Here is a 17,785-nt window from a genome sequence, read left to right as displayed (position 1 = left end):
CCGGCTGCCCCTCACGCACACCCGGCTCGCCTCAGCCCAGCGGCATCCGGGGGAACCGGCGCTCCTTCTCGGTGGCCCCGTCCGCCGCGGCCTGCTCCGCCTTGACGACGGCCGCGTACTGGTCGACGTACTCCTGCTCGGACAGGGACAGGATGGCGTACATGATCTCGTCGGTGACGGCCCGCAGGACCGCCTTCTCGTTCTCCATGCCGGCGTAGCGGGAGAAGTCCAGGGGCTTGCCGAAGCGGATGACCACCGGGTGGCTGTTCGGGATGACCTTGCCGGGCGGCTGGGCCTCGAAGGTGCCGATCATCGCGCAGGGGATCACCGGGACCTGCGCCCGGAGCGCCATCACCGCGACGCCGACCTTGCCCTTGTAGAGGCGGCCGTCGTGCGAGCGGGTGCCCTCCGGGTAGATGCCGAGCAACTCGCCCTTGCCCAGCACGCCGAGACCCTCGCGGATCGCGGCCTTGCCCGCCTCCTTGCCGGTGCGGTCGACCGGGATCTGCCCGGCGCTGCGGAAGAAGGCCGCGGTCAGCCGGCCCTTGACGCCGGATCCCGTGAAGTACTCCTTCTTCGCGAGGAAGGTGATGCGGCGCTTGAGCATCGCCGGCATCAGGAAGTGGTCGGAGAACGACAGGTGGTTGCCGGCGACGATGGCCGGACCCGTCGCCGGCACGTGTTCCAGGCCTTCGATGCGAGGCCGGAAGAACAGCTTCAGCAGAGGTCCCAACAACACGTATTTCAGCACGTAGTAGAACAATGGAGTCGCTCCTCACTCCGGCGGATCGCCTGGGCCGCCTCGTTCCAGCAGGTCAACCGGCGTGTCGTGGGGCTGCCAGTCTATGTGCAGGCGCAGTCCGCCGGAACACGGCGGACGCCGCGTCGCGTGCGTGGGGACAACTGCCGCCCCAGCCTCCAGTTACCGACCGGTAGTCAGCAACCCGATGCCGCATCATGGCGCGATCCCACGCAACCGCTGGCGGGCGCCCGGCTCTTGCGCCGGCGCGGCCCCGTCTGCTCGCTCACAGCCGGACGATGACCAGGGCGGTGTCGTCGGTGGCACCCCCCGGCGGCAGCAGCTCCAGGAGCACGGCGTCCGCGAGCCGCTCGGGGTCCTCGGCGCGGTGCCGGGCGAGCGCGTCGGCGAGGCGGCCCAGGCCGGTGTCGATGTCCTCGTGCCTGCGCTCGACGAGACCGTCGGTGTAGAGGACGAGGGTGGCGCCCGCGTCGTAGCGGGTGCCGGCCTGAGGTCTCGGGACCGGGTCGAAGCGGGCGTCGAGCGGCGGGTCGGTGGCCTGGTCGAGGAACTCGACGCGGCCGTCCGCGTGGACGAGGGCCGGCGGCGGGTGCCCGGCGCTGCTGTAGGTGATGGTCCGCTCGTCGAAGTCGATGAAGGTCGTGACGGCGGTGGCGGACTCGGCGCCGTCGACCACGTGCGCGTACTGCCCCAGGACGTTCAGCGCCTCGGCCGGGCCCCGGGCTACACGGGAGGCGGCGCTCAGCGCGCTGCGCAGCTGTCCCATCACCCCGGCGGCCGCCAGTCCGTGCCCCACCACGTCGCCCACCGCCACCCCTATCCGGTTGCCGCCCACCAGGTCGACCACGTCGTACCAGTCCCCGCAGACGTTGAGGGCGCCGACGGCGGGCCGGTAGCGGACGGCCGTGCCGTGGTGGCCGGCCTGCCGGCGGGCCGGCAGCATCGCCTCCTGCAGCGCGAGGGCGACCTCGCGCTCACGGGCGTGGGCCTGCCGCAGCCGCTCGTTGAGTTCCTGCAGTTCACGCGCGCGGGTGTACAGCTCGGCCTCGAGCACCCGGGCCCGGCTGCCGGACGGGCCGCCCCGGGCCCTGATCAGCTCGGTGACCTCCTCGACACGGTGCACCAGGAGCCCCACCCTGCCGTCCGGGGCGAGCACCGGGGCGTTGACCGGACTCCAGTACCGCTCCTCCCACTCCCCGGGACGGTCCGGGTCCTCGACGTCGTAGCGCTGCAGGGCCATGGCGTCGCGCTCGCCGGTCTCCAGCACCCGCTTCAGCGAGGCCGCCAGGTTGCGCATGCCGGACGCGGCCGGGTCGTTCGGGTTGTCCGGGAAGACGTCGAACAGATAGCGGCCCACCACCTGCTCGCGGGTGCGCCCCGCCATCCGCAGGAACTCCTCGTTGGCGTCCGCGTAGACCAGCCCGGGGGTCAGCAGCGCCACCATTCCCGGCAGGCACTGGAACACCGCCGCGTAGTGGATCGCCTCGTCGTCCATGGCCACCGCCTCCACCGCCGGTCCTACGACATTTTCCCGCGTTCTGTGAGGTTCGCGCCGCTCGTGCGTCAGTCCGGAGGAGCCTCCAGGGACTGCTCCGCCCAGATGACCTTGCCCTCGGGCACGAAGCGGGTGCCCCAGCGCCGGGAGAGCCGGGAGACCAGCAGCAGCCCGCGGCCGCCCTCGTCCGTGACGCGCGGATGGCGCAGGTGCGGTGCGGTGGCGCCGCCGTCGGAGACCTCGCAGATCAGGGACCCGTCCCGGATCAGGCGGAGCCGGATGGGAGCGGCGGCGTACCGGATGGCGTTGGTGACCAGCTCGCTGACCACCAGTTCCGTGGTGAAGGCCAGCTCCTCCAGGTCCCACTCGGCCAGCTGCCGGGCGGCCTCCTTGCGGGCGTCGGCGACCACGGCCGGGTCGGCGGGCAGGTCCCAGTCCGCGACCTGGTCGGCGCCCAGCAGCCGGGTGTGGGCCAGCAGCAGGGCCACGTCGTCCTGCGGACGGGCCGGGACCAGTGCGTCCACCACCGCCCGGCAGTGCAGGTCCAGCGCGGGCGACGGGGGCCTGCCCGGAGGCGGCCGTCCGGGCGAGGGGGGCCGCTCCAGGGCCCGCCGCAGCCGCTCACGGTCCGCGTCCACGGCCCAGTCGCCGTCCTCGCGGGCCAGCAGCCCGTCGGTGTGCAGGGCGAGCGTGCTGCCCTCGGCGAGGGCCAGCTCCACCGCCTCGAAGGGCGGGCCGCCGGCCCCGAGCGGTGAGCCCTGCGGCAGGTCGACGAAGGTGACGGTGCCGTCGGGCAGCACGACGGCGGGCGCGGGATGACCGGCGGCGGCCATCGTGCACTGTCCGTCGACGGGGTCGTAGACGACATAGACGCAGCCGGACCCGGCGACCTCGAGGCCGGCGCCCTCCGTCGCCTCGGCAGCGACGCCCTCCTCCCGGGCCGTGCGCGCCACCAGGTCGTCGAGGTGGGCGAGCACCTCCTCCGGCGGCAGGTCCAGCGCCGCGAGGGTGCGTACGGCGGTGCGCAGGCGGCCCATGGCCGCGGCGGCGCCGATGCCGTGGCCCGGTACCTCGCCCACCACCAGGGCGACGCGCGCGCCGGACAGCGGGATGAGGTCGTACCAGTCGCCGCCGAGGCCGGTCAGCTCGTCGGCGGGCCGGTAGCAGGCCGCCACCTCCACCGCGTTCTGCACGGGCAGCCGGCGGGGCAGCAGGCTGCGCTGCAGCACCAGCGCGGCCTCGCGCTCGCGGGTGTAGCGGCGGGCGTTGTCCAGGCAGACCGCCGCCCGTGACACGAGGTCCTCGGCCAGGCCGAGGTCGTCCGCGTCGAAGGGCTCCTGACGCCGCCGCCGGAAGAACGTCGTCACGCCCAGGGTGACGCCCCGCGCGCGGATCGGCACGATCATCACGGAGTGCAGCCCCAGCTCCAGGAAGGTCGCCGCCCGCCGGCCGGCCATGTCCGCGTCCCACTCCGTGGCGAGCGGGTCGAGCCGCTCCTCGAGCCAGGAGCTGCCGGTGCTCAGACAGCGGATCGGCGGCGACCCGGAGAGATAGCGCGCCACCTCGCCGACCCCGACCACGGCCTCCGGGACGCCCGGGTTGACCGACTGGTGCCCGGCGCGGCGCAGCGGCACCCGGTCCGAGGCGCTCAGCGGCCCCGGGGTCAGCTCCGCACCCCGCAGCACCGACTCCAGCAGGTCCACCGCGACGAAGTCGGCGCAGTCCGGCACGGCCACGTCGGCCAGCTCCTGCGCCGTCCGCACCACGTCCAGGGTGCGGCCGATGCGCTCGCCCGCCCGGTCCAGCAGGGCCAGCCGCTGCCGCGCGCGGTGGCGTTCGGTGACGTCGACGACCGTGTAGTACACGCCCATCGGGCGGCCCTGCTCGTCGTCGAGCCGCGCGAAGGACAGCATGTGCGCCGTCTCCCGGTGCGGCGCCGCCCGCACATGGCCCACCAGCTCGTAGCCGAAGACCGGCTCACCGGTGCTCAGCACCTGCCGCATCCGGTCCTCGATGCCCTCGGTGTCCAGGCCGGGCTGGATCTCCGCCATCCGCCGCCCGAGCCGCTGCCTGGCGGAGCCGCCGCCGAACTGCTCCAGCGCGGCGTTCGACCACACGCACCGCAGACCCGCGTCCACGATCGCGATGCCGACCGGTGAGCCCGTCACCATCTGCTCCAGCACCGGGCGGCTCATGTCCCAGCCCGGCGCCCCGGCCAGGTCGGAGACCAGGGCGAGCCAGCGGGCGGCGCCGCCCCCGGGGCCCGCGGCCGGGGTGACCCGCACCATGACCCTGAGCTCCTGCCCGCCCTTGCGCCGGGCGGTCAGCAGCCCCGCCCAGCCGTCGTCCTCGCGGCAGCGCTCGGCCAGCTCGGGCAGGCGGGCGGCGTCCTCCGCGGCCAGCAGCCCGGACACCCCGGTGCCCACCACCTCGGCGGGCGCGTAGCGCAGCAGCCGCTGGGCGTCACGCGTCCAGCTGAGCACCACGCCCCGCGCGTCGAGCAGCACGGGCACGGCGTCGGCCACGTCGAACGGCTGCCGGGCGACGTCCTGCTCCTCTTGAGTGCCCACGGCCGACCTCTCTGTCGCTGAGAGTGGTCTACCACCACTTGCCCCAATCTTCACCCTTCGGGCACCGCCTGGAGGCACCCGGGGCGGAGAAGGGCGGGGGGCGGCGCGGGGCCGCCCCCCGGGGGCGTCACGCGGCGAGCACGCGCTCCAGGGCTCCCAGCGCCGACTCCAGCTCCTGCGCCGTGATCGTCAGCGGTGGCGCCAGCCGGATCGTCGAGCCGTGGGTGTCCTTGACCAGGACCCCCTCGCGCATCAGCCGCTCGCCGATCTCGCGTCCGGTGCCGATGGCCGGGTCGATGTCGACGCCCGCCCACAGGCCCCGCGCACGGAAGCCGGCGACCCCCCGGCCGACGAGCGCGGCGAGACCGTCGCGCAGCACTCCGCCCAGCTCGGCGGCCCGGCGCTGGAACTCGCCCGTCTCCAGCAGCTCGACCACCGCCGTGCCGACCGCGGCGGCCAGCGGGTTGCCGCCGAACGTCGAGCCGTGCTCCCCCGGACGCAGCACGCCGAGCACGTCCCGGCGGGCGACCACCGCGGAGACCGGCACGATGCCGCCGCCGAGCGCCTTGCCCAGCAGCAGGACGTCCGGGACGACCCCCTCGTGCTCGACGGCGAGGGTGCGGCCCGTGCGGCCGAGCCCGGACTGGATCTCGTCCGCGATGAACAGGCAGCCCGTGCGGCGGGTCAGCTCGCGCACGCCGGTCAGATAGCCCTCGTCCGGGATGACGACGCCCGCCTCGCCCTGGACGGGCTCGATGAGCACGGCGGCCGTCGTCTCGTCGACCGCCGCCTCCAGGGCGGCCAGGTCGTTGTACGGCACGATCCGGAAGCCCGGGGTGAACGGGCCGAAGCCCGCCCGCGCCGTCTCGTCCGTGGAGAAGCTGACGATGGTCGTCGTGCGGCCGTGGAAGTTGTCCGCGGCGACCACGATCGTCGCCCGGTCGGCGGGGACGCCCTTGACCTCGTAGGCCCACTTGCGGGCCACCTTGATGCCGGACTCCACCGCCTCGGCGCCGGTGTTCATCGGCAGCACCATGTCCAGGCCGGTCAGCGCCGCCAGCCGCTCGGCGAACCCGGCCAGCCGGTCGTGGTGGAAGGCGCGCGAGGTCAGGGTCAGCCGGTCCAGCTGGCGGTGGGCCGCCTCGATCAGCTCCGGGTGCCGGTGGCCGAAGTTGAGGGCCGAGTAGCCGGCCAGCATGTCGAGGTAGCGGCGGCCCTCGACGTCCTCCACCCAGGTGCCCTCGGCACGGGCCACGACCACGGGCAGCGGGTGGTAGTTGTGCGCCAGGACCGGTTCCTCGGCGCGGATCAGGTCGGCGGACGAACGCGTGGTGACGGGAGCGGTCATGAACGGATCTCCTGGGTGCAGCACTTGATGCCGCCGCCTGCCTTGCGGAACTCGGACAGGTCGACGGGCACGGGGACATAGCCGCGGTCGGCGAGAGCGGAGGTGAGCGCCTCGGCCTGGGGCGCGATGAAGACGTTGCGGCCGTCGGACACGGAGTTCAGGCCGAAGGCCAGCGCGTCGTCGAGGGTGGCGAGCACGGCGTCCGGATACAGCCGCGCCAGCACCTCCCGGCTGCCCGGCGAGAACGCCTCCGGGTAGTAGGCGACGTTGTTGCCCTCGGCGGAGTCGTCCAGCACGAACAGCGCCGTGTCCAGGTGGTAGAAGCGCGGGTCCACCAGGGTCAGGCTGATCACCGGGTGGCCGAAGAACTCCTGCACCTCGCGGTGCGCCTCGCGGGTCGTGCGGAATCCGGTGCCGGCCAGGACGTAGCGCCCCGTCCAGACCAGGTCCCCCTCGCCCTCGCAGACGGACTCGGGCCGGTGGACGGCGAAGCCGGCCGACGTGAACCAGGTGTCGTAGTGGGTGGACTCCGGGCGCCGCTCGGGCGCGTGGAAGAGGGAGCCGAAGACGCGGCCGTCCACGACGACCGCCGAGTTCGCGGCGAAGACCATGTCCGGGAGACCGGGGGCGGGCTCCACGGAGTCGACCGTGTGGCCGTGGGACCGGTAGGCGCCGATCAGCGCCTGCCACTGGGCACGGGCCAGGTCGGCGTCGAGATGGGCGCCGGGATGCATCCAGGGGTTGATCGCGTACTGCACGGCGAAGTGTCTGGGTTCGCAGACGAGGAAGCGCCGCCGGCGCGGCACACGGGAGTCGGACACAGAGGGGTTCCTCCGCTTCCTGAGCGTCACTGAGGGTTGACACCACGGTAGGAAGTGACGGAGACGGGCGACAAGGAACGACAATTGCGTGTCCGCGCAGGAACGCTGCGTCTTTGGCCGGTCACACGCAGCGCTGCTGCGTACTCGGACGGCTATTCGGGCGCCGCCTCGGGAGCGGGCTGGGTGGCGCCCGCCTCGGGGCTCTCCGGCAGCAGATGGGAGAGCACCATCACGCTGATCGTCTTGCGGATGAACGGCTCCGTCCGGATGCGCTCCAGCACCTCCTCGAAGTGCTCCACGTCCCGCGCCCGCACGTGCAGCAGCGCGTCCGCCCCGCCGGTCACCGTCATCGCCGCCGTGATCTCCGGGTGGTTGCGCACCACCTCCGCGAGCCGCCGCGGCGGGGCCGCGCCCTCGCAGTACACCTCGACGTACGCCTCCGTGCGCCAGCCGAGCGCGGACGGCTCCACCGTGGCCGTGAACCCGGTGATCACACCCGTGTCGCGCAGCCGGTCCACGCGTCGTTTGACCGCCGTGGACGACAGCCCGACGGCCGCGCCGATCTCGGCGAAGCTGGTTCGGGCGTTGGCCATCAGCGCGGTGATGATCTTCCGGTCGAGCTCGTCGAACGGCGCGGGCCTGCTGTTCATGCCGGCACTGTATCCAGCGGATACGCGCACCTCCGGAACATGTCCAGACGTGCGGATTCCTCCTAGACTCCGGGGTCATGCTGCGCGCCCTCGCCGTCGACGACGAACGCCCCTCGCTGGAGGAACTGCTCTATCTGCTGAACGCGGACCCGCGCGTCGGCAGCGTGCGGGGCGCCGGCGACGCGACGGAGGCGCTGCGCCGCATCAACCGCGCGCTGCAGTCGGGACCGCGCGGGCCGGAGGCGATCGACGTCGTCTTCCTCGACATCCACATGCCCGGCCTCGACGGGCTCGACCTGGCGCGGCTGCTGACCGGGTTCGCGAAGCCGCCGCTGGTCGTGTTCGTCACCGCGCACGAGGACTTCGCCGTCCAGGCCTTCGACCTCAAGGCGGTCGACTACGTCCTCAAGCCCGTCCGCAAGGAACGGCTCGCCGAGGCCGTCCGCCGCGCCGCCGAACTCACCGGCGCCGGCCCGCGCATCCCCGTGCACGAGCCCGACCCCGACCACGTCCCCGTGGAACTCGGCGGCGTGACCCGCTTCGTCCCCGTCGACGACATCACCCACGTCGAGGCCCAGGGCGACTACGCCCGCCTGCACACCGGCAAGGGCAGCCACCTCGTACGCATCCCGCTGTCCACCCTGGAGGAGCGCTGGCGCTCCCGCGGCTTCGTGCGCATCCACCGCCGCCACCTCGTCGCCCTGCGCCACGTCGGCGAACTGCGCCTGGACGCGGGCACGGTGAGCGTCCTGGTCGGCGGCGAGGAGCTCCAGGTCAGCCGGCGCCACACCCGCGAGCTGCGCGACCTGCTGATGAGGAGGCCCTAGCGTGCCCGGCCAGGACCCCGCCGAGCGGCGCGTCGTCGTCACCGGCCCGCCCCGCCGCAACCGACGGGCCTTCGGCTACTACCGCCCGCGCACCGAGATCGACGAGCAGACCACCCTCGGCCACACCTACGTCCGCTCCCTCATGCGCACCCAGCTGCGCGCCGCGCTCGCCGTGTTCGCCTTCCTCGTGCTGCTGATCGGCCCGCTGCCGCTGGTGTTCGCCGCCATGCCGGACGCCCGCCGCCTGCAGTGGGCCGTCCTCGGCTTCTGCCTCTACGCCCCGCTGGTCCTGCTCGGCCTGTGGTACGTACGGCGCGCCGAGCGCAACGAACGGGACTTCGTGCGCCTCGTCGAAGACCGGTGAAGCGGGGGCCCGATGAACTCCGGTTACGCCGTCACCGCCGTCGCCCTCGTCGTCGTGGCCACGGTGCTCGTCGGCGCGTTCGGCCTGCGCGTCTCCCGCACCACCTCCGACTTCTACGTCGCCTCCCGCACCGTCGGCCCCCGCCTCAACGCGGCCGCCATCAGCGGCGAGTACCTCTCCGCCGCCTCCTTCCTGGGCATCGCGGGCCTGGTGCTGATCCAGGGCCCCGACATGCTCTGGTACCCGGTCGGCTACACCGCCGGCTACCTGGTCCTGCTGCTGTTCGTCGCCGCCCCGCTGCGCCGCTCCGGCGCCTACACGCTGCCCGACTTCGCCGAGGCCCGGCTCGCCTCCGCGCCGGTGCGGCGGCTGGCGGGGGCGTTCGTCGTGGGCGCCGGCTGGCTGTACCTGCTGCCCCAGCTCCAGGGCGCGGGGCTGACCCTGACGGTGCTCACCGGCGCGCCCCAGTCGCTCGGCGGGATCATCGTGGCCTTCGTGGTGGTCGCGACCGTCGCCGCCGGCGGCATGCGCAGCATCACCTTCGTGCAGGCCTTCCAGTACTGGCTCAAGCTCACCGCGTTGCTCGTGCCCGCCCTCTTCCTCGTCCTCGCCTGGCAGGGCGACGGCGCGCCCCGCCACCCCTTCCAGGAGCCGGCGGCCTTCCGCGAGCAGCGTGTGGTCCGCGTCGGCGACAGCGTCGACCTGACCCTGCGCGGCCCGCTGACCGTGACGGCGAGCGGCACGATCGACGGCCGGACCCATGACGGCGAGCGGGTGCGCCTCTCCGCCGGCCGCCACCACCTCGCGGCCGGCACCCGGCTGACCTTCGCCCGGGGCGCCCCCGTCCCGGCGGCGGACCGCGGCACCGGCGGAGGGATGTCCACCCCGCTGGAGTCGGGCCGCGAGCGGCGCCCGCTGTACGCCACCTACGGGCTGATCCTCGCCACCTTCCTCGGCACGATGGGCCTGCCGCACGTCGTCGTCCGCTTCTACACCAGCCCGCACGGCGTCGCCGCCCGCCGCACCACGGTGGCCGTACTCGGCCTGATCGGCGCCTTCTACCTGCTGCCGCCCGTGTACGGCGCCCTCGGCCGGCTCTACACCCCCGAACTCACCCTCACCGGCGACGCGGACGCCGCCGTGCTGCTGCTGCCCGGCCGGATGATCGGCGGTGTCGGCGGCGACCTGCTCGGCGCGCTGGTGGCGGGCGGGGCCTTCGCCGCGTTCCTGTCCACGGCCTCCGGGCTGACCCTGGCCGTCGCGGGCGTGCTCACCCAGGACGTGCTGCCGACGCGCGGCGTACGGCACTTCAGGCTCGGGACGGTGCTCTCCATGGCCGTGCCGCTCGCCGCCAGCGTCCTGGTGGGCGGGCTGCCGGTCGCCGACGCGGTCGGTCTCGCCTTCGCGGTGTCCGCCTCGTCCTTCTGCCCGCTGCTCGTCCTCGGCATCTGGTGGCGCAGGCTGACCCCGCCGGGCGCGGGCGCCGGGATGCTGATCGGCGGCGGCTCGGCGTTCGTGGCGGTCGCCGCCACCATGGCGGACCTGCCGGCCGCCGGGCCGCTGCACACCCTGCTCGCCTGGCCCGCCCTGTGGTCGGTGCCACTGGGCTTCCTGACGATGGTGCTGGTGTCCCTGGCCACGCCGGGGCGGGTGCCGGCCGGGACGGAGGCGATCCTGGCGCGGTTCCATCTGCCGGAGCAGCTGCGGGCGGAGGTGAAGGCATGAGCGGGTTCCTGGCCGGGCTGTGCGTGGCCGTCCTGCCGCTGCTGGCCGCGGGGTTCTGGCTCGGCCGGCGCACGGCCCGCCCGGAGAGCCTCGGCGGTCTGGGCACACCCGTCGAGCACGCCACCTTCGCGACCCTGCACACCGCGTCCCTCGCCGCGCCGCCGTTGCGGGCGGGCCTGACGGAGGAGACCGCGCGCAAGTCCGCCCGCAGGCTGCGCACCCTGCTCGGCACGGACGCGCTGTGCCTCACCGACCAGAAGGAGGTCCTGGTCTGGGACGGCGTCGGCGGCCACCACCGCACCGAGATCATGGAACGCCTCGCCGGGCCGCTGGACACCGGTCGCGGCGAGGCCTTCCGGCTCACCTGCGACACCCCGGACTGCCCGGTGCGCTGGGCGGTGGTCGCCCCGCTCACCGTCGACGACAGCGTGCACGGCGCCCTCGTCGCCTGCGCGCCCCGCGAGTCGGCCGTGCTCGTCCGGGCCGCCGGGGAGGTCGCCCGCTGGGTCTCCGTGCAGCTGGAACTGGCGGACCTGGACCAGTCCCGCACCCGGCTGATCGAGGCCGAGATCAAGGCCCTGCGCGCCCAGATCTCCCCGCACTTCATCTTCAACTCGCTCGCCGTCATCGCCTCGTTCGTGCGCACCGACCCCGAGCGCGCCCGCGAACTCCTGCTGGAGTTCGCCGACTTCACCCGCTACTCGTTCCGCAGGCACGGCGACTTCACCACCCTCGCCGACGAACTGCACGCCATCGACCACTACCTGTCGCTGGTCCGGGCACGCTTCGGCGACCGCCTGTCCGTCACCCTGCAGATCGCCCCCGAGGTGCTGCCGGTGACCCTGCCCTTCCTGTGCCTGCAGCCGCTCGTCGAGAACGCCGTCAAACACGGCCTGGAGCGCACCTCGCCGCCCGCGGGCAAGAGCCGTATCAGCATCACCGCGCAGGACGCGGGCGCCGAGGCCCTGGTCGTCATCGAGGACGACGGCGCCGGCATGGACCCCGGCCTGCTGCGCCGCATCCTGGCGGGCGAGGTCAGCCCCTCGGGCGGCATCGGACTGTCCAACGTCGACGACCGGCTCCGCCAGGTCTACGGCGACGACCACGGGCTCGTCATCGAGACCGCCGTGGGAGCCGGTATGAAGATCACCGCCCGGCTGCCGAAGTACCAGCCCGGCGTGCACCCCGCGGGGCGGGTCGCCCGGGACCTTCCCGTGGAGCTCTCCGGGGAGTGAGCCTCACGCGCTGCTGCGGGTGGCGACCATCCCGAGGGTGAGCAGGCCCAGCACGACCCAGCCGAACCACAGCCAGCCGTTGGAGCCGAGCGCCACTGTGTAGGCGGTCACCACGACGAGCCCGCCGACGGTGATCGCCCCCATCGTCTTCGTGGAACTGTCCGTGGAACCGGGCATCGCGACCCCCTCCTCAGGATGCGTTCCCCTCCATGGTGCCCCCGTTCTGCCTCCGGACGGTGCACACGACGAAATGAGTGCCCGACTTCCACGCTCCCGCGCTGGTCCAGGAGCCCGACGTGTACAGCGAGGGGTCGAAACCGTAGTCGCGCGGCGGCACGTCCCTGGCGCACGCCGCGTCCGACGCCGTGCGGGCCCGGGCGAGCGTGACGCCGCCGCCCAGCCGCGTGAAGCCGAGCACCTGCTCGTCGTGCGGGCCGGAGCAGGGCACCAGGCGGGCGTCCCGGTCGGTGCGGGTGCGCAGGCAGTCCCGGCGCTGCATGTTCGCCGTGTCGGTGAAGGCGGAGCCGGCCCCGCGGTGCGCGCCGAGCGGCCCGTACACCGGCCCGTGCGCGCCCAGCAGCAGACAGGCGGTGCGCCCGCCCGCGGACTCGAAACCGCCTTCGCTCGGCACGACGGCGAGGCTGCGCACGTCCGCCAGCCGGTCCTGGACCTCCCGCGTCCGCTCCTCGCACCGCGCCGGCCCCTGCCTGCGCGCCTCCTCCGCCGACGCGGCCGTCACGAAGGCCATCACCTGCCCGTCCGGCGGCCCGTCCGCGCAGGAGGCGACCCGGCGCAGCCGGGGCGTGCCCCGGAAACGGGCCGCGTCCGGCCAGTCCGCGAGCACGCAGTCCCCGTCCCTGAGCGGCTCGGCGAGCCCGACCGCGGTGCCGTACGGCAACGCCTTCCCACCGGCTCCCCCCGACCGCTGGTGCGCCGTGGCGTACCAGACTCCGCCCAGGGCGAGCACCAGGCCGAGACAGACGGCGAGGACGGCGCGCAGGGCGCGGGGCACTTCACGGCGGCGGTGCGAGGGGGGCGGTGCCGGTACGGCGGGCGGCGCGAAGCCGTCCGGGACGGGCCCGGACGGAGCGGGGCCGGACGTCGCCGCGGCCCACGGCGGCTGCGAGCCGAGGTCGGTCTGCGTACGGGCGTAGGAGCCGTCCTGCGGTGTCACGATCCGCGACAGCGCCGCCTCCGCCCCGGACGCGGACAGCCGCAGGCCCGGGTCCTTGGCGAGCAGCCCCCGCAGTACGGGACCCAGCGCGCCCGCGCGCACGGCCGGGCGCGGCTCCTCCATGACCACCGCGGTGACCTCGGCGAGGTTGGACGAGCGCTCGAAGGGGCCCCGGCCCTCCACGCCGTAGTACAGCGTGCAGCCCAGCGAGAACAGGTCGGCGGCCGGGGTGGGCGACCCGCCCGTGGCGCGCTCCGGCGCCAGATAGCCGGACGTGCCCACCAGCACGGACGCCATCGTGTACCGGGTCTCACCGGCGTCCGGCCGCACCGAGATGCCGTAGTCGGTGAGCAGCACACGGCCGTACGGCGCCCCCGAGCGGTCCGGCGCCAGCAGGATGTTCGCGGGCTTCACGTCCCGGTGCAGCACGCCCCGGTCGTGCCCGGCGGTCAGCGCGTCGAGCACGGCGAGGCCGAGGCGGGCGCACTCCGCGGGAGCCAGCGGGCCCCGCGTGGAGACCAGTTCCTTGAGGTCGACGGCGCCCGCGACGTACTCCATCACGATCCACGGCAGCCCGTCGTGCTCCAGCACGTCGTGCACCGTGACCACGTGCGGATGGCCGCGCAGCCCCGCGGCGTGCCGGGCCTCCGCGCGGGCGCGGGCGACCCGGGCCTCGCGCTCCTCGCCGCCCGGGTCCGCGTCCCGGAAGACGATCTCCTTCAGCGCGACCTCGCAGGCGAGCTCCTGGTCGTGGGCGAGCCAGACATGGCCCATCCCGCCGCTGCCCAGCCGCTGCAGCAGCAGATAGCGGCCGGCGATGACCCGGCCCACTCCCGACGTCGGTGATCCTGGATGCATCCGGTGACTCCCGGGGTGTACGGGGCGCTAGGCGATCGCGGCGGGGGCGCTCGTGGTGACCCGGCCACCGCGCGACGGCGCGCCGCTCGTCACACGGGTGCCGGGTGGCGGCGGCGGACTGCCGGTGACCGGGGCGCCGGACGGTGCCGGGCCGGCCGTGACCGGCGGCGGTGACCCGTGCGGTGCGCCGGACACCGCCGCGGAGGACGACGCCCCGGGCCCGCCGCCCGCCGGGCGGGAGGAGGACGACGCCGGCGGCGCCGTGGACGGCTCCGGGACCGAGGACGACGGGGGAGCGGCCGACCGGCCGGAGGCCCCGGCGGACGGGCTCCCCGTGGTCCTCCCGGACGGACTGGCCGAGACCGGGGTGGACGGCTTCCCGGGTGCCCCCTTGGACGGACTTCCCGAAGCACCTGCGGACGAGCCTCCCGAGCCGCCTTCGGACGAGCCCCCTGGCTTTCCCGCGGACGGGCTGCCGGGCGTCTGTCCGGACGGGCTCCCCGGCGCCTTGCCGGACGGGCTTCCCGTGCTGCCCCCGGACGTGCCTTTCGAGGCACCTGCGGACGGGCCTCCTGGGGTGCCGTTGGGCGAGCCCTCTGGCTTTCCCGCGGACGGGCTGCCGGGCGTCTGTCCGGACGGGCTCCCCGGCGCCTTGCCGGACGGGCTTCCCGTGCTGCCCCCGGACGTGCCTTTCGAGGCACCTGCGGACGGGCCTCCTTCGGTGCCGTTGGGCGAGCCCCCTGGCGTCCCCGCGGACGGGCCTCCCGTGCTGCCTCCGGGCCGGCCCCCCGGCGCATCCCCAGGCGTGCCCCCCGACACACTCCCGGTCACGCTCAGCGTCACGTACGCCCCGAAGCCCAGCGCCGTTCCGGGCGGTGGGTCGGACGCCGTGACCCGGGCGTCGTCGGGTGGCCGGTCCTTCCCGGCGTACCCGGGCGCCAGCCCCTCGGCGGTGAGCCGCCGGCCGGCGTCCGCGAACGTGCTCCCCACGAGGTCGGGCACCGCCCGCCGCCCGCTCGCGTCGAAGGTCCCGTCCCGCGCGCCCGCCGTGCCGACCGGCCGGTCGATGCCCCGGCCGGGATCGTGGACGTCGACCAGAGCCAGTCGCTCCATCCTCCGCGGCGCGGGCCGCACCGCGACGACGGAGGAACGCTCATATCCGCGCCACTTCTTGTTGCCGCCCGAGAACCTGACCGAAATCCGGTGCGTGTCACCCGCGAAGGGCCGCAACGGATTTCCGCAGGAGCACTTCACCGCCGGAATTCCCCGTTCGTCGACGAGAACGGCGATTCCGGACTGGAGCAAGGAGGTGAAGGGGGTGGCTTTTCCCTTCTTGTAGTCGTGGTTCACGACCAGCGTGTCGTGACGCAGGAGAACAGGAGTGAGCCGGTCCAGATATTCCGGGATCCCGGCCGCGGCGATGTCCAGCGCGCCCGCCCACGCCTGCGCCTTCCGGCGGTTGGCGGGGTCCGTGAGGTACGCCTCGAGCCGCTTGACGTCGCAGATCGTCGCCCGCCTCGTGCCCCCGTAGAGACCGGGCGTGTCCCCTTGCTGCAGGCTGCCCCGGACGGGTTGCGGCCCGGCCCCCTCGGCGTCGTGGCCCAGACCGCTCTTCTCGTCGAAGAACGGCGCGAGCGAGGGAACCCCCGCGGCCACCGCCTTCACGAGGAGCAGCGGTGCGCCCCGGTCACACCCACTGAGCACCAGTGCGAATACGAGCAGGACGGCGATCCTGTGAATCGCCGATTTCCCGGCCCCTTGCATAAATGCGCGAAATGTCATCACCGCTCCCCCCGGCGGTTCCCCCGATGCGCTTCATGCTACTGAACGCCGCCGAAAGGCGAAGCCTTCACTGGCCGTGTGCGTTCAATGAGGCCAAATAGGCGTTGTACGCCTGGAGTTCCTTGTCGCCGTCGCGGTCGGCCGCCCGGTCGTCGCGCCGGGCCTGGCGCTGCTCGGAGCCGTACCACTGGAACAGCAGGGCGATCAGCACCAGTACGGACGGGACCTCGCTGAACGCCCAGGCGATGCCACCGGCCGCGGTCTGGTCGGAGAGCGCGTCGATGCCGAGGGAGGCGGGCGGGTTCTTGAACGTCCCGACCATCGGCGTCGAGCCCATCATCAGCGCGATACCGAAGAAGGCGTGGAACGGCATGCCCGCGAACAGCTCCAGCATCCGCATCAGATAGCCGGGCCGGTGCGGACCGGGGTCCACGCCGATGATCGGCCAGAAGAACACGATGCCCACGGCGAGGAAGTGCACCATCATCGCGACGTGCCCGGTCCTCGACCCCATCAGGACGTCGAACAGCGGCGTGAAGTACAGCCCGTACAGGCTGGCGATGAACAGCGGGATGGTGAACGCGGGGTGCGTGATGATCTGCAGGTACCGGCTGTGCAGCAGCATCAGCAGCACTTCGCGCGGCCCTTTGCGGCCCCTGCCGGCGGTGGGCAGCGCGCGCAGGGCCAGCGTGACCGGGGCACCGAGCAGGATCAGGATCGGCGACAGCATGCTGATGATCATGTGCTGCACCATGTGCGCGCTGAACATGACCATGCCGTAGTCGTTGAGGCCGGTGCACATCACGAGGCCGACGGTCAGCACGCCGATGACGTACGACACCGTCCGTCCCACCGGCCACGCGTCACCGCGCCGCCGCAGCCGCACGACCCCCCACCCGTACAGCGCCAGTCCCGCCAGGCAGGCGACGAGGAAGAACGGGTCCGGGGACCACTCCAACCCCCGTCCCAGCGTGAACGGCGGCAGGTCCATGGTCATGCCGTGCCCGCTGTGGTCCATCGGCCGGCTCCTGATTCGTGGGGGTTGGGCGCTTTGTGTCCGGACCCAGAGTAAGACCGCCCCCGGTCGCGCTCACGACCGGGGGCGGCACAACACCCCACGGGACCCCACGGCGAGGATCAGAGCACGCACTCCGCCTCGTCGTACCGCTCCACCGGTACCGTCTTCAGCGTCTGAACCGCCTCGGCCAGCGGCACCATCACGATGTCCGTCCCCCGCAGCGCGGTCATCCTGCCGAACTCCTCGCGGTGCACGGCCTCCACCGCGTGCCACCCGAACCGCGTGGCCAGTACCCGGTCGTACGCGGTGGGGGTGCCGCCGCGCTGGACGTGCCCCAGGATGACCGGCCGCGCCTCCTTCCCCAGCCGCTGCTCCAGTTCGATGGACAGCTGGCGGGCGATCCCGGCGAAGCGCTCGTGGCCGTAGATGTCCCTGCCGCCCTCGTCGAACTCCATGGAGCCGGCCTTCGGCTTGGCCCCCTCCGCCGCCACGACGATGGCGAACCGCTTGCCCGCCTCGAAGCGCCGGCCCACCTTGCGGGCCAGCTCCTCGATGTCGAAGGGCCGTTCGGGGACGACGATGGCGTGGGCGCCGGCCGCCATGCCGGAGTGCAGCGCGATCCAGCCGGTGTGGCGGCCCATGACCTCCACGACCAGGACCCGCTGGTGGGACTCTGCGGTGGTCTTCAGCCGGTCCAGGGCCTCGGTCGCCACGCCGACCGCCGTGTCGAAGCCGAAGGTGACGTCGGTGACCGCGATGTCGTTGTCGATGGTCTTGGGGACGCCGACGATCGGCAGTCCGCTGTCGTACATCAGCCGGGCCGCCTTGAGCGTGCCCTCGCCGCCGATGGGGATGATCGCGTCGAGCCCGAGCTCCTCGACATGGCCCTTGGCCCGCTCCACCCCGTCGCGCAGGTGCGAGGGCTGGACCCGGGAAGAGCCGAGGATGGTGCCGCCGCGGGCCAGGATGCCGCCCACCGCGTCGAGGTCGAGCTTGAGGTAGTCGCACTCCAGGAGGCCCTTCCAGCCGTCCCGGAAGCCGATGACCTCGTCGCCGTGGTCGGCCACGGCGCGGTGCACGACGGACCGGATGACGGCGTTCAGGCCGGGGCAGTCGCCGCCGGACGTGAGGACACCAATGCGCATAGCCCGGAAAACC

General features: G+C 73.7%; 15 protein-coding genes. 4 read left to right on the top strand and 11 right to left on the bottom strand.

The genetic code is table 11. The features are described 5' to 3' along the window. Nucleotides 1-31: 31 nt before the first annotated feature. The 6 genes from ACJ9NR_RS05645 to ACJ9NR_RS05620 all read right to left on the bottom strand — a co-directional run bounded on the left by ACJ9NR_RS05645 (nucleotide 32) and on the right by ACJ9NR_RS05620 (nucleotide 7,644). Nucleotides 32-763, bottom strand: coding sequence for a lysophospholipid acyltransferase family protein (locus ACJ9NR_RS05645; protein ID WP_412489431.1), 732 nt, complete (start codon nucleotides 761-763; stop codon nucleotides 32-34). 262 nt (nucleotides 764-1,025) lie between these two features. Further along, nucleotides 1,026-2,255, bottom strand: a complete 1,230-nt coding sequence (locus ACJ9NR_RS05640) for a PP2C family protein-serine/threonine phosphatase (protein ID WP_412489432.1) — start codon at nucleotides 2,253-2,255, stop codon at nucleotides 1,026-1,028. Nucleotides 2,256-2,323: 68 nt separating this feature from the next. Continuing rightward, the gene (locus ACJ9NR_RS05635; protein ID WP_412489433.1) at nucleotides 2,324-4,825 is read right to left on the bottom strand and encodes a SpoIIE family protein phosphatase; all 2,502 of its coding nucleotides are present in this window, start codon (nucleotides 4,823-4,825) and stop codon (nucleotides 2,324-2,326) included. Nucleotides 4,826-4,952: 127 nt separating this feature from the next. Beyond that, entirely contained in the window at nucleotides 4,953-6,173 is a 1,221-nt protein-coding gene (gene rocD, locus ACJ9NR_RS05630; RefSeq protein WP_412489434.1) for an ornithine--oxo-acid transaminase, read from the bottom strand. After that, nucleotides 6,170-6,994, bottom strand: coding sequence for a dimethylargininase (ddaH, locus tag ACJ9NR_RS05625; RefSeq protein ID WP_412489435.1), 825 nt, complete (start codon nucleotides 6,992-6,994; stop codon nucleotides 6,170-6,172). Before ddaH ends, rocD begins: the two co-directional genes overlap by 4 nt. Before the next feature lie 152 nt (nucleotides 6,995-7,146). Next, nucleotides 7,147-7,644 carry an Lrp/AsnC family transcriptional regulator gene (locus tag ACJ9NR_RS05620; RefSeq protein WP_412489436.1) on the bottom strand — a complete coding sequence of 166 codons (498 nt, stop codon included), beginning with the start codon at nucleotides 7,642-7,644 and terminating at the stop codon, nucleotides 7,147-7,149. Between the two features lie 77 nt (nucleotides 7,645-7,721). On the opposite strand from ACJ9NR_RS05620, the gene ACJ9NR_RS05615 reads away from it, so the two are divergent. From ACJ9NR_RS05615 to ACJ9NR_RS05600, 4 genes are read left to right on the top strand one after another with little or no spacing between them, the layout of a single operon-like run. Beyond that, nucleotides 7,722-8,471 (top strand): LytR/AlgR family response regulator transcription factor, encoded by a 750-nt coding sequence (locus tag ACJ9NR_RS05615; RefSeq protein WP_412489437.1) that lies wholly within the window; start codon nucleotides 7,722-7,724, stop codon nucleotides 8,469-8,471. A gap of 1 nt (nucleotide 8,472) precedes the next feature. Then, nucleotides 8,473-8,835 carry a hypothetical protein gene (locus ACJ9NR_RS05610; protein ID WP_412489438.1) on the top strand — a complete coding sequence of 121 codons (363 nt, stop codon included), beginning with the start codon at nucleotides 8,473-8,475 and terminating at the stop codon, nucleotides 8,833-8,835. A 12-nt stretch (nucleotides 8,836-8,847) separates the two neighbouring features. Further along, nucleotides 8,848-10,560, top strand: coding sequence for a sodium/solute symporter (locus tag ACJ9NR_RS05605; RefSeq protein ID WP_412489439.1), 1,713 nt, complete (start codon nucleotides 8,848-8,850; stop codon nucleotides 10,558-10,560). After that, entirely contained in the window at nucleotides 10,557-11,795 is a 1,239-nt protein-coding gene (locus tag ACJ9NR_RS05600) for a sensor histidine kinase (RefSeq protein ID WP_412489440.1), read from the top strand. Before ACJ9NR_RS05605 ends, ACJ9NR_RS05600 begins: the two co-directional genes overlap by 4 nt. Before the next feature lie 3 nt (nucleotides 11,796-11,798). On the opposite strand, the gene ACJ9NR_RS05595 is transcribed toward ACJ9NR_RS05600, so the two are convergent. The 5 genes from ACJ9NR_RS05595 to ACJ9NR_RS05575 form a co-directional block, all read right to left on the bottom strand. Beyond that, on the bottom strand, nucleotides 11,799-11,972 hold the full coding sequence (locus ACJ9NR_RS05595) for a hypothetical protein (RefSeq protein WP_412489441.1): 174 nt from the start codon (nucleotides 11,970-11,972) through the stop codon (nucleotides 11,799-11,801). 13 nt (nucleotides 11,973-11,985) lie between these two features. After that, nucleotides 11,986-13,827: a serine/threonine-protein kinase gene (locus ACJ9NR_RS05590; RefSeq protein ID WP_412489442.1), complete on the bottom strand. Its 1,842-nt coding sequence runs from the start codon at nucleotides 13,825-13,827 to the stop codon at nucleotides 11,986-11,988. A 27-nt stretch (nucleotides 13,828-13,854) separates the two neighbouring features. Beyond that, nucleotides 13,855-15,591 (bottom strand): DUF6777 domain-containing protein, encoded by a 1,737-nt coding sequence (locus ACJ9NR_RS05585; RefSeq protein ID WP_412512766.1) that lies wholly within the window; start codon nucleotides 15,589-15,591, stop codon nucleotides 13,855-13,857. Nucleotides 15,592-15,676: 85 nt separating this feature from the next. Beyond that, nucleotides 15,677-16,627 carry a cytochrome c oxidase assembly protein gene (locus ACJ9NR_RS05580; RefSeq protein WP_412489443.1) on the bottom strand — a complete coding sequence of 317 codons (951 nt, stop codon included), beginning with the start codon at nucleotides 16,625-16,627 and terminating at the stop codon, nucleotides 15,677-15,679. A 119-nt stretch (nucleotides 16,628-16,746) separates the two neighbouring features. After that, nucleotides 16,747-17,772 (bottom strand): 6-phosphofructokinase, encoded by a 1,026-nt coding sequence (locus tag ACJ9NR_RS05575; protein WP_412489444.1) that lies wholly within the window; start codon nucleotides 17,770-17,772, stop codon nucleotides 16,747-16,749. Nucleotides 17,773-17,785 lie beyond the last annotated feature (13 nt).

It is taken from the genome of Streptomyces sediminimaris, assembly GCF_047049295.1.
GTDB lineage: Bacteria > Actinomycetota > Actinomycetes > Streptomycetales > Streptomycetaceae > Streptomyces > Streptomyces sediminimaris.
Note: the sequence above shows the minus strand (reverse complement) of the source record. Positions and strands in the feature narration are given on the sequence as shown.